This window comes from Pseudoalteromonas sp. 2CM41L (assembly GCF_023161905.1).
Taxonomy (GTDB): domain Bacteria; phylum Pseudomonadota; class Gammaproteobacteria; order Enterobacterales; family Alteromonadaceae; genus Pseudoalteromonas; species Pseudoalteromonas atlantica.
Map to the genome: position 1 here is coordinate 102,245 of NZ_JALNTN010000009.1, position 12,220 is coordinate 114,464.

At 42.0% G+C, this 12,220-nt stretch carries 12 protein-coding genes; 7 read left to right on the forward strand and 5 right to left on the reverse strand.

The window, feature by feature from the left end; translation table 11 throughout:
* Nucleotides 1–81: 81 nt before the first annotated feature.
* The 4 genes from MTF64_RS12150 (at nucleotide 82) to MTF64_RS12165 (ending at nucleotide 3,642) form a co-directional block, all read left to right on the forward strand.
* Nucleotides 82–594, forward strand: a complete 513-nt coding sequence (locus MTF64_RS12150) for a DUF4124 domain-containing protein (RefSeq protein ID WP_024031997.1) — start codon at nucleotides 82–84, stop codon at nucleotides 592–594.
* A gap of 89 nt (nucleotides 595–683) precedes the next feature.
* A complete protein-coding gene (glnL, locus tag MTF64_RS12155) occupies nucleotides 684–1,754 on the forward strand; it encodes a nitrogen regulation protein NR(II) (RefSeq protein WP_054983367.1) in 1,071 nt (356 codons plus the stop codon).
* A 15-nt stretch (nucleotides 1,755–1,769) separates the two neighbouring features.
* Nucleotides 1,770–3,155 (forward strand): nitrogen regulation protein NR(I), encoded by a 1,386-nt coding sequence (glnG, locus tag MTF64_RS12160; protein ID WP_004589451.1) that lies wholly within the window; start codon nucleotides 1,770–1,772, stop codon nucleotides 3,153–3,155.
* Between the two features lie 28 nt (nucleotides 3,156–3,183).
* Nucleotides 3,184–3,642: a cyclic nucleotide-binding domain-containing protein gene (locus MTF64_RS12165; protein ID WP_054983366.1), complete on the forward strand. Its 459-nt coding sequence runs from the start codon at nucleotides 3,184–3,186 to the stop codon at nucleotides 3,640–3,642.
* Between the two features lie 9 nt (nucleotides 3,643–3,651).
* Here MTF64_RS12165 and MTF64_RS12170 read toward each other — a convergent pair whose 3' ends face one another.
* Both MTF64_RS12170 and MTF64_RS12175 read right to left on the reverse strand, forming a co-directional pair.
* The gene (locus MTF64_RS12170; RefSeq protein WP_248451548.1) at nucleotides 3,652–4,317 is read right to left on the reverse strand and encodes a hypothetical protein; all 666 of its coding nucleotides are present in this window, start codon (nucleotides 4,315–4,317) and stop codon (nucleotides 3,652–3,654) included.
* A gap of 82 nt (nucleotides 4,318–4,399) precedes the next feature.
* A complete protein-coding gene (locus MTF64_RS12175) occupies nucleotides 4,400–4,702 on the reverse strand; it encodes a hypothetical protein (protein ID WP_004589447.1) in 303 nt (100 codons plus the stop codon).
* Nucleotides 4,703–4,971: 269 nt separating this feature from the next.
* On the opposite strand from MTF64_RS12175, the gene MTF64_RS12180 reads away from it, so the two are divergent.
* The 3 genes from MTF64_RS12180 to acnA all read left to right on the forward strand — a co-directional run bounded on the left by MTF64_RS12180 (nucleotide 4,972) and on the right by acnA (nucleotide 8,851).
* Nucleotides 4,972–5,355 carry an RNA-binding S4 domain-containing protein gene (locus MTF64_RS12180; RefSeq protein WP_054983404.1) on the forward strand — a complete coding sequence of 128 codons (384 nt, stop codon included), beginning with the start codon at nucleotides 4,972–4,974 and terminating at the stop codon, nucleotides 5,353–5,355.
* A 107-nt stretch (nucleotides 5,356–5,462) separates the two neighbouring features.
* Nucleotides 5,463–5,891: a hypothetical protein gene (locus MTF64_RS12185; protein ID WP_024031993.1), complete on the forward strand. Its 429-nt coding sequence runs from the start codon at nucleotides 5,463–5,465 to the stop codon at nucleotides 5,889–5,891.
* Nucleotides 5,892–6,109: 218 nt separating this feature from the next.
* Nucleotides 6,110–8,851, forward strand: a complete 2,742-nt coding sequence (gene acnA, locus MTF64_RS12190) for an aconitate hydratase AcnA (protein ID WP_248451549.1) — start codon at nucleotides 6,110–6,112, stop codon at nucleotides 8,849–8,851.
* Nucleotides 8,852–9,060: 209 nt separating this feature from the next.
* Here the strand turns inward: acnA and MTF64_RS12195 are convergent, their stop codons facing one another.
* The 3 genes from MTF64_RS12195 to cysI form a co-directional block, all read right to left on the reverse strand.
* On the reverse strand, nucleotides 9,061–9,603 hold the full coding sequence (locus MTF64_RS12195) for a DUF4124 domain-containing protein (protein ID WP_004589443.1): 543 nt from the start codon (nucleotides 9,601–9,603) through the stop codon (nucleotides 9,061–9,063).
* Between the two features lie 127 nt (nucleotides 9,604–9,730).
* Nucleotides 9,731–10,471: a phosphoadenylyl-sulfate reductase gene (locus tag MTF64_RS12200; protein WP_004589442.1), complete on the reverse strand. Its 741-nt coding sequence runs from the start codon at nucleotides 10,469–10,471 to the stop codon at nucleotides 9,731–9,733.
* 42 nt (nucleotides 10,472–10,513) lie between these two features.
* Entirely contained in the window at nucleotides 10,514–12,211 is a 1,698-nt protein-coding gene (gene cysI, locus MTF64_RS12205) for an assimilatory sulfite reductase (NADPH) hemoprotein subunit (RefSeq protein WP_024031990.1), read from the reverse strand.
* Between the last annotated feature and the right edge of the window lie 9 nt (nucleotides 12,212–12,220).

The window sequence follows — 12,220 nt, forward strand, 5'->3', positions numbered from 1 at the left end:
CGCTTAGCGGGCTTTTTTTTATGGTAAATTAGGGTTATCTCCACTAAAGTTATGTAATTACAAAATATGCAGGGTAGCAATGTGAATTACAGGATATTATTACTATTTTTTGCTTTAGGATTAAGCATTTATAGTTATGCAGGCAATAAGAAAATTTATGCTTGGAAAGATAAAAATGGTGTTTTAGTGTTCTCAGATACACCACGTAGTGGCGCGCACGAAATAAAACTAAGCAGCCAAGATCTTACCCTGTCTGAAACCGATAAACACACCCCTGGTTCACCACAACCAACGCACCCTAACCGTTTTCAAATTATGATATCGTCGCCTACACATAACCAAACCGTACGCGAAAACACCGGCTCGGTGTACGTAACAAGCCGCATAACACCCCGTTTTGAAGCTGGCTTTACCATACAGCTATTTTTAAACGGTAACGCTTATGGGCCCGCAAGCGATTTATCAACGTTTGCCATTCGGGATGTAGAAAACGGAGCTCATACTTTGTATCTCAAACTTTATAATAAACAAAATCAAGCCATTGCTATCAGTCAGCCCAGTACCTTTGTGATGCAAAGAAAGGCTGTAAATTAAGTACAATGTCTCATGAAGCAAAATTAGCGCAGCAGTATTTACTGATTAAAACTTGCTTGCAAATATTAACGCACTAAAGTGGTGCAAAGATGTCAAACGAACAAAATTTTAGCCCTGAACTTCTCAATGCCATTTGGCAAAATCAAACTACATCGGTCATGTTACTTGATAAAAGTTTTACCCTTGTTTATGCCAACACCAGCACCAGCGAACTACTCGGCTTGGGTAAAAAGCGCATTATTGGGCAAACCTTTAACAGCTTATTTAATTACCATTCTGTGGATTTAGAGCGCATAGCCCAGTACTCACTTATTGATGGTGTAGATTGCAGCCAGCACAGAGCTGACGTGGTCTTTATAGATTCTCGCCATGCAAAAATAGCTATTACATCGCGCCAAGTTAAGTTTAAAAACGAACGCTATATTTTACTTGAGTGTCGTAAAACCGATGAAGAAATAAAACACGACAAAGCCTCTAACCAAATGCATCAATATCAAGCTGCACGAAATTTAATTAGAGGGCTTGCTCACGAAATTAAAAATCCTTTAGGGGGAATACGCGGAGCGGCGCAGTTATTGCAGTATGAGGTAGATCAACAAGAAAGGGACGAATGCGCTGAGCTTATAATTGAGCAAGCCGACCGATTACGCGAATTAGTTGATAGGCTACTTGGGCCAAATCAGCTTCCGCAAAAGTCGTATGGCAATATTCACCAAACACTTGAGTCGGTTGTTAAATTAAGCACATTAGATAATTGTAAAAATATTAGTCTAGTTAAAGATTACGACCCAAGTATCCCTGATGTGTTTATTGACCAAGGCAAGGTTCAGCAAGTTGTACTTAATATTGTACGCAATGCTCAACAGGCGTTAGTTGATGGCGGTGAAATAAAAATAAAAACCCGCATTAATCATCAGTATCGCCGCCCCGGAAAAGCCCCTAAAAAAGCCTTGTTGATCCAGGTTTCTGATAATGGACCAGGCATAGACCCAAGCGTTCGCGAAACATTGTTTTACCCGATGATCACCAACAAAGAAGGTGGCTCAGGGCTAGGGCTTTCAATCGCACAAACGCTCATAGATCAGCACGACGGTTATATAGACTGCGATAGCTGGCCTGGCCATACTGAATTTAATATCTATCTGCCTTTTGCAGATTAATGTTTTGGAGTTGGCATGAAAACAGTTTGGCTTGTAGATGATGACGCATCAATTCGCTTTGTATTAGAAAAAGCGCTGACACGCGCAGGGTTTGAAGCAGAAAGCTTTGCAAATGCGCAAGACGTGTTAAGCGCGCTAAAATTTAGCCAGCCAACCGTGTTGGTATCTGACGTACGGATGCCAGGCATGGACGGCATGGCATTGCTTGAACTCATAGCAGAGCAAAACCCAGGGCTGCCGGTTATTATAATGACCGCCCACTCAGATTTAGACTCAGCGGTTAACGCATTTCAAAAAGGCGCGTTTGAGTACTTAGCCAAGCCATTTGATTTAAACGAAGCCGTGGCATTAATCGAAAGTGCCTGTAGAGCAAATTCAACTAAAAAAACTAAGCGTAAACAAGTTCCACCTAAAAGCGCGCACATTATTGGCGAAGCCCCTGCGATGCAGGAAGTGTTTAGAGCGATAGGTAAACTGTCGGCTTCAAGTATGAGCGTACTAATTAATGGTGAGTCTGGCACAGGTAAAGAGCTTGTTGCCAGCGCTTTGCATAACCACAGCCCACGTAAAGAAAACCAGTTTATTGCATTAAACATGGCCGCTATTCCAAAAGAGCTTGTGGAGTCTGAGCTATTTGGCCACGAAAAAGGCGCATTTACTGGTGCCGATAGCGTTCGTAAAGGCCGCTTTGAACAAGCCAATGGCGGCACACTGTTTTTAGATGAAATTGGCGATATGCCACTGGATGTGCAAACACGTTTATTACGTGTACTCGCCGATGGTGAATTTTACCGTGTGGGCGGGCACCAAAGTATTAAAGTTGATGTACGCATTATTGCTGCAACGCATCAAAATTTAGAAGATTTAGTAAAACAGGGTAAATTTAGGGACGATTTATTTCATCGTTTAAACGTTGTGCGCCTTCGTTTACCGGCTCTTAGAGAAAGAACTGAAGACATTGAGCGCCTAGCGCAGCACTTTTTACACAAAAGCGCAAAAGACCTACAAGTAGAAAGTAAAGTGCTAAGCCCAAAAGCCACAGAGCAGCTTAGGCTATTTAGCTGGCCTGGTAATGTGCGCCAACTTGAAAATACCTGTCGCTGGTTAACCGTTATGGCCCCTGGTGAATTAGTAAGTGAGCAAGACCTACCACCAGAGATCATTGATGCAGCACCTGTTCAACAAGAAGGTGATTGGCTTGATGCGTTTCAGCAATGGCTCAACCAAGAGCTTAAGCAAGGTAAAGAAAACATTTGGCCTGATATTCAAGCTCAGCTTGAAACTCGCCTTATAAAAACAGCACTGGCTAATTGCTCTGGCCATAAACAAGATGCAGCCATAAAAATTGGCTGGGGGCGCAACACGTTGACCCGCAAATTAAAAGAGCGCAATATTAGCTAGTTTCTAACTGTTACTCGTTGGCCCTAGGATGAAATTAATAGAACACATTCCATTGTTTAAACAAATGGAAATAGTGAATAGATTGCACTTTTTTAAAGACTTCAGCCTTGCTGAACGCCAAGTGCTACTAGAGTCGTTTGGGTTATTGTATTTAGTTAACCAGCATCAGTTTTTATTTAAACAATACGATAACGACAAACGCTTATACATTGTATTAAGTGGTGCGTTACTTGTTTTTAAACATAACCACTTGCTGGAGCTTGGCACTATAGAGCCCGGTGAGTTTATCGGTGAAGGCGCATTTATTAATAACCGCGAGCGCAGTACGAGCGCTCGCGCTAAAACCGACACCATAGTACTTGCCATTACCCCAGAGGCACTTACTCGCTTGCCTAATGTAATACGCGAAAAAATTAAAGATAGAATCATAGAAGGTATGAGTCTGCGCATTGCAAAGCTGAGTGAGCACATAGAAACCCACGGTTAACTCTATCCCTCAGTCCATATAAACAATTTGTAGTGAGCAATCAAGCCAGCTGGGGTGATTAACATGCGCCGTAAATGTATACGTATCGGATGGCTTAGCGCCAAAGGGCGTCGCTACAAGCGGCTGTGAGTGGCTATATGTTTGCGAGTAGGTTTTATAATAAATAACAACATAACCATATAAAAACTCCCAACCTAACCTTACAACAGCGCCACTGGGTAAGGTAAAGTCAGCATATTTATCTGTAAATGTGACGAGTAAATCATTGTACTTGTCTTCGCTGCAATGAGTTGTTCTTAGCCGAGACGGCATAGTAAAAGCGTCTTCTCCATCAGTGCTCTTTAAATAAAAGCCTATATTGCCATCACCATAAAAATGATTTGAACGCGTTGTATAGTTAACTTGTGGCTCGTAACCTAGCCCCTGCATAATAGTAGCTAACTGCTCAGTTTCTTTTGGGTAAATTTTATCGCTTGATAAGAGTAATGTAGCCTCACCAAAGTTAGATGGAATTGCCAGCGCTACGTATTCATAAGGAAGATTTTGTGCTTTTAGCGCAGCATCGAGCTGCTTGCGCTGCTCATCTTGCAAGTTTTCGCTAAAAACATAAACGGTAGGTTGTTGGCACGCAGTTAATAATAGCGCCCACATACAGATTAAAATGCCATTTTTCATAGTGACCCTCCAATGATTACAATTGTAGTCTATTGGAGGAAACTATCTATAGCAACTTAATACTCATGTGCTTAATTAAGTATTATTGTACGTTGGTATAATTTGTTTGGCTGTCTAACCAGGCATCTACACTTTGGCGCGTATATAAAACTTCGTTAAATAAGCGATGACGTTCAAATTCCAGTTTTGATTTTTTAAGTGGATCACCACTAATTAGCCGACTGTGCGTATCGTTAAACTTAGAAATAACCGAAAAGCCGCGTTCATCTTGCTCTTTTTGTGTTTTTACCGAGTTAGCTAAGTGAGCTCTTACATCATCTGCTGTCAGCATATCTGAATTATCTAAGCCCATTAGCTCTTTTTTCATTGCTAATCTTATGCCCATTTACTGCTCCAATTATATGCAGACCTAAACAATTAAAACGGTGAGATAATTACCATGTTTTAGGTACGATTTTTTATTTGCCAAAGCAATAGCAAATAGCACACCAAATTTTTGCTAGAGCATACGCATCAAATGCTGCAGTTTTTTTAAAGTTGAAAAAAGTTTTATATTTATCACTCTTTTTTATCCCACTCGGGCGAGCTTGCTAGGTGCAAAAAACAGTGCAAGCCTTTATACTTGCTGCTTATGCGCCACCAACAGAGATAACCATGTCAGAAGAATACATTGAAATTGAACTTGAAGAAGAACCTATAGAGCTTTGTAAATTACTAAAAGTACTCGATTTAGTAGAAGGTGGCGGCCAAGCTAAAAACCTAATAGCGCAAGGCTATGTTGGGGTTAACCATGAAATATGTACAATAAAACGGAAAAAATTATACAGTGGCGATGTACTTGAATTTGATGGCGATCTTTTTCAACTCACTTTAAGTGAAGATGCGACTCCTGTAGAGCGCCCAGTGGCAACAACCCAGCCGCAGCCAGAAAAAACACCTAATGAAACAGCTCAAAAGCCGGCAAAAAATAAAAGAAAGCGCACTAAAAAGCCAAAGGTTGATGAAAATACAGGGCGCCGCCCTATCTCATTTGGCTAGCCCTTAGCGCTTTGTGCCGTTTTTATTATATGTATAGGCTAGCTTGAACAGTTAGCCTTTTTGCTCTTTAATTACCTCGTAAAATACAATAAAAACAAGGTAATAATATGACAACCTCAGCCACACCCAATTGGTTTAAACCCGCCCTGTGGGCAGCACTTATCTGGAATTTATTAGGTGTGTTTGCATTTATAATGCACCTTATGATGACCCCCGAGATGATAAGTAAACTTCCGCTAGATCAACAAGCTGCATATTCAAACGTGCCTTTGTGGTCTACCATTGCATTTGCTGTAGCGGTATTTGGTGGCACCCTTGGCTGCATACTACTATTGGCCAAAAATGCATTTGCAACGCCTACCTTTGCGTTATCGTTGGTAGCGATATTTATTCAGCAATTTTATAATTTCATTGTGATAAATAGCATTAAAATGCTGGGGATAAGCGCGGTGTTTATGCCTATTTTAGTGATTGTTATTGCGTTTTTGCTTTTATATTTAAGTATAAAAAGCAAACAACAAGGTTGGTTGAACTAACTTCCCCCCCTTTTGTAAACTCATTATTTTGCTACTTGAAAAAACAATTTTAGGTAGCACTTCTATACTTAGTACTGTCTAAAAAACATGCATTGCGCTACCTGCTTTTTAGCCTGATTTGTCATATTTATTATCTCTGGTATGCACTTTGCAAACTATTGGCAAATAAACACGTTATTTTATCAAGGACATAATCCTAACTATCAAAGGGGCAAAAAATGAATAGTTTCGACACCCAACAACAATTAACGATTAATGGCGAGCAATACCATATTCACTCACTTAAAGGATTAGGCGACAAAGCAAAGCGATTGCCCTTTTCTCTCAAAGTATTACTAGAAAACCTATTACGCAATGAAGATGGCGTAAATATTAAAGAACAAGACATTCAAGCCCTTCTTGACTGGGACCCTAAAGCAAAGCCCTCAGCTGAGGTAGCCTTTACGCCTGCACGTGTGGTAATGCAAGACTTTACAGGTGTTCCCGCCATTGTTGATTTAGCAGCCATGCGTGATGCAATGGAAAAACTAGGTGGCGATCCTGCAAAAATAAATCCGCTTTCTCCTGCTGAACTTGTAATTGACCACTCAGTACAAGTAGATGGCTATGGTGACGACGGTGCGTTTGATTTAAATGCCAAGCTAGAATACGAACGAAATAAAGAGCGCTACGAATTTTTACGCTGGGGGCAAACTGCTTTTGATAATTTAAAAGTAGTGCCACCAGCTACAGGTATTGTGCACCAAGTAAACTTAGAGTTTTTAGCGCGTGTTGTTTTTAACGACAGTGAAAACGGAAAATCAATAGCCTACCCAGACACCCTTGTAGGGACTGATTCGCACACCACCATGATTAATGGTTTAGGTGTGCTAGGCTGGGGCGTAGGTGGTATTGAAGCCGAAGCAGCCATGCTTGGGCAACCAATTAGCTTGCTTATTCCTCAGGTAGTGGGCTTTAAATTAAATGGCCGCTTACCCGAGGGCACCACAGCTACCGATTTAGTGCTCACCGTTACCGAAATGCTACGTAACCACGGCGTAGTGGGTAAATTTGTTGAGTTTTATGGTGACGGCCTAGCTGATTTACCGCTCGCCGATAGAGCAACCATTGCCAACATGGCGCCAGAGTACGGTGCAACATGTGGTATTTTCCCAATTGATGATGAAACAATTAACTACCTGCGTTTAACGAACCGCGATGAAGATCACCTCAAACTGATTGAAGACTACGCTAAACACCAAGGCTTATGGCGCCATGAAGGCGACGAAGCGCATTACACAGACACCCTTGAGCTTAAATTAGACGACGTAGTACCTAGCCTTGCAGGCCCTAAACGCCCACAAGACAGAATTACACTTGATAAAGCCGGTGATGTGATAGGCCAGCACCTAAAAGGTTTCCAAGATGAGCGTATGGCTCGTCGTGATAAAAGCGATATTGAAGAAGCGCGCATTGAAAGTGAAGGCCCAACAACCAACCCTGATGAACCGGTAGACGAAGCGCAGTTTATGGGTGCAGCCAAAGTGAAGTTTAAAGGCCAAGAATTTGAACTAAACGATGGCGCCTGTGTTATTGCCGCTATTACAAGCTGTACAAATACCTCTAACCCCAGTGTTATTTTAGCCGCAGGCTTAGTGGCTCAAAAAGCTAAACAGCTGGGTATTAATGTAAAACCGTGGGTTAAAACATCGCTTGCACCCGGTTCGCAAGTGGTAACCGACTACCTTGAAAAAGCAGGCCTAATGGATGACCTAGAAAGCTTAGGCTTTAACTTGGTCGGTTATGGTTGTACCACGTGTATAGGTAACTCAGGCCCGCTTGCAGATGAAATTAGCGAAGCTATTCAAAAGCACAAGCTAGTTGTAAGCTCTATTTTATCGGGTAACCGTAATTTTGAAGGGCGTATACACCAAGACGTTAAAATGAACTTTTTAGCCTCGCCTCCACTTGTGGTAGCGTATGCCATTGCAGGGCGTACAGACATAGATGTATACAACGAGCCATTAGCGCAAGATGAAAACGGTAACGATATTTACCTGAAAAATATTTGGCCAAGCGTGAGCGAAGTCAGCGAACTAGTACAAAAAACGGTAACCAGAGAAATGTTCGAAAAAAGCTATGCCAACGTATACGAAGGCGACAGCCGTTGGCAAAAAATCCAAATTCCTGATGGTAAGCTCTATGATTGGGATGATGGGTCAACTTACATTAAAAGAGCACCATTCTTTGAGGGCATGAGCGTTGAACCACCAGGCGTGCCAACAATTGAAGGGGCGCGTTGTTTAGCTAAACTTGGCGACTCAGTAACCACTGACCATATTTCTCCTGCGGGGGCCATTAAAGCTGAAGCGCCAGCCGGTATTTACTTACAGGAAAAAGGCGTAGAAAAAGCGCAGTTTAACTCGTACGGTTCACGCCGTGGTAACCACGAAGTGATGATGCGAGGCACATTTGCGAACGTTAGGCTTAAAAACTTACTCGCACCAGGTACAGAAGGTGGCGTTACTCGCACCCAACCTGACGACAAGCTTGCCAGCATTTACGATGCCGCAATGGAATATGAAAAGAGTAACACACCATTAATTGTGTTAGCTGGCAAAGAATACGGTACCGGTTCATCACGCGATTGGGCAGCAAAAGGCTCGCTTTTATTAGGTGTAAAAGCGGTGGTTGCACAAAGTTATGAGCGTATTCACCGCTCTAACCTCATTGGTATGGGTGTGCTGCCTTTACAGTTTAAAGAAGGTGAGAGCCACGAATCATTAAATTTAACTGGCCAAGAGCAGTTTGATATTGAAGGTTTGTACGACAAAACGAATGAAGTGAGCATTATTGCCACTAATGCTGAGGGCAAAAAAGTCAGCTTTAGCGCCGATGTACGTATAGATACCCCTAAAGAGTGGGATTACTACAAGCACGGCGGTATTCTACAATACGTTTTACGTAACATGCTTGACTAATCATATACTTAAAACTAAAAAGCCTAGCAGTCGCTAGGCTTTTTTATGCGCTAAATAATTAACGAGTATTGCAACTTGGTATTGCTTTTAACTGGCTGTAAGCCCTTAGCCTAACGAAGGCGCAGTAACTCAGCTCACTAATTACAAACCCCGCACGATTAAAACCCCTCATATTGAGTAAGCTTTAATGCTAAGCGCACAATAAAAATTTAGTACCCACCTATACTTTGCATCTCTTTACTGCGCTGCTCTAATTTTTGCTTTGCCTTTTCAGCATCTTCAAACAGTTTTTGAATAGATTCAGCGTTGTAAACGGTAGGTGTAGGTGGTTGAATACTCTTTTTTGAGGTGCTTGCACTGCTACTCAAAATTGAGGTGTCTTCTGCGGCTACAACAGTGACATCACGGGCATCAAGTTTTACCTCAATACTTTTGCCATCTGCATTAGGCGTATCTGAAAAATGCCATTGGCCGTTTTTATCTTGCCACTTATAAATTTTGCTACCGGGTTTAATTGTCGCCGCATCATTGTTTACACTCTGCGCAATTTTATCGCCTGCTTGCTTTGCACCTTGCACTGCCTGATTAAGCGTATTGGTAGATAACGCGACCATTTTTTCTTTAATTTTGTGAGATTCAGCACTAATAGATGAACTAGAAAGCCATGTTTGGCCATCTGGCTTTTTTAGGTAAAACAAAGAGATAACAGCAATGATCATGACTGATATTGCCAAGTAGGTGAAGTATTTCATAGCGTTCCTGCTTAAAAATGAATCCTTGAAAGGCAAGTCTAATAAAAAATACTTAATCAGGCAATTTTTTTGCAATAAAAAACGCAACCTAAGTTGCGTTTAAATAGTTGTTTAGCATTCGCTTTTTTTAAATACCATCGCCGTCAATATGCAGTCCGCATTCGCGGTTTAAACCAAAAAAGCGCGTTTCTTCTTCGCTCATACCTGGCTCAAGTTTACGCGTAGTATGCACATCACCCATCGACACATAACCTTGCTCCCATAATGGGTGGTAAGGTAAATCATGCTTGGTAAGGTATTGATATACATCGCGGTTTGACCATTCAATAATCGGGTACACTTTTACCGTACCTCGGCTTATCTCAACAAACTGTTTATCTGCACGGGTCGATGATTGGTCACGGCGCAGGCCACTAAACCAAGTACCGGCACCAATTTCTTTTAATGCGCGGGTCATGGGCTCTACTTTATTAAGCTGATTATATTGCTTAATACCGTCCTCGCCTTGTTCCCATAATTTACCGTATTTAGCTTCTTGCCATGCAGGGCTTAGCTCAGCTTTATACACCTGTAAATTAAGTGATAGGCGCGCGGTCATTTGCTCAATAAACTGATACGTTTCTGGAAATAAATAACCCGTATCGGTTAATACCACAGGAATATCAGGACGCTGAGATGTTACTAAATGCAGCATGACCGCCGCTTGAATACCAAAGCTTGATGATAAAAAAGCTGTATCGGGTAAGTTCTCTAGTGCCCATGCAACACGCTGCTCCGCACTCATTGGTGCAAGTATGCCGTTTGCATCTGCAAGCAATGCCGCTTGGCTTTGCTTATCAAGCTGTAATATGTTTTTAAATTCACTCATGGTCAATTTTAAACCTCACCCACGCTCCGCGTGGGTATTTAATTAAGCGTGAAAATCGGTTACTGATACTTTTACTTCAGCAACAATGCCTTTGCGAATAACAAAGTCACCAAAACATTCACCGTCGTTTCGCTCACTTGCCCACTGGCCAATCAGCTTATCAAACGCGTCTAGGTAAACATCTTCACCTACGTTTTCTAGGTACAGTTTAGGAATGCGTGTACCTTCTAAATTACCGCCTAAGTAAACGTTGTATTTACCAGGGCCTTTACCTACTAAACCAGCTTCTGCAAGCATTGCGCGGCCACAACCGTTAGGACAACCTACAACACGCATAATAATACTGTCATCAGGTATGCCATGCTTAGCAAGTAGTGCTTCGGTTTTTTCAATTAAGCTTGGTAAGTAACGCTCAGCTTCGGCCATAGCAAGCGGACACGTTGGCAATGCTACACACGCCATTGAGTTTTTACGTTGCTCAGTGTCTTTGTCATCAATTAGGCCGTGGTTACGGGCAATTTCTTCAATAACTGCTTTTTGATCGGCAGGCACACCGGCAATAATTAAGTTTTGGTTAGCCGTCATGCGCATATCGCCTTGGTGCACTTCTGCAATTTTACGACAACCTGTTTTTAATGGCTTACCTGGGTAGTCTAAAATACGGCCACTTTGTATAAAGAGCGTAAGGTGGTGCTTGCCATCAATGCCTTCTACCCAACCGATACGATCGCCACGGTGAGTAAACTCATAAGGGCGGCTTGGTGCAAAGCTTACACCGGCACGTTTTTCTACTTCCGCTTTAAATACGTCAGACCCAACACGGTCTAGTGTGTATTTAGTTTTTGCATTTTTACGGTTAGAACGGTTACCCCAATCACGCTGCACTGATACAACATGCTCAGCAATTTTTAAGGTGTCTTCTAGGGCAATAAAACCAAAGTCGTCAGCTTTACGCGGATACGTAGCCGTATCACCGTGGGTCATAGCTAGGCCACCGCCTACAAGTACGTTAAAGCCAACAAGCTTGCCATCTTCGGCAATAGCAACAAAGTTTAAGTCATTCGCATGCACATCAACTTCGTTGTTAGGCGGAATAGTAACCGTGGTTTTAAACTTACGCGGTAAGTAGTTAGAACCTAAAATTGGCTCTTCTGTGGTTTCTGCTTTTTCGCCATTTAACCAAATTTCAGCGTATGCTTTCGTTTTTGGAAGTAAATGCTCAGAAATTTTTGCCGCCCACTCATACGCTTCTTGATGTAACTCTGACTCAACAGGGTTAGTCGTACATAGTACGTTACGGTTTACATCGCCTGCGGTGGCAATAGAGTCAATACCAACGCTATTAAGCATTTGGTGCATGCCTTTAATATTTGGCTTTAATACACCATGAAATTGAAACGTTTGACGTGTTGTTAAACGAATACTGCCGTAGCTTGTTTTTTCATCGGCAAATTTATCAATTGCTAGCCATTGCTCAGGCTTGATAATACCGCCAGGCATACGTGCACGTAGCATTACATTGTGCAGCGGCTCTAGCTTTTGCTTTGCGCGCTCAGGGCGTATATCGCGGTCATCTTGCTGGTACATACCGTGAAAACGTATAAGTTGGAAGTTATCGGCTGTAAAACCACCGGTAATTTCATCTTTTAAGTCTTGCTCTATGGTGCCACGTAAAAAGTTACTTTCTCTTTTCAAACGTTCGTTATCAGAAAGTTTTACGTTTTTATCTTGTTCGCTCATTTTAAATCC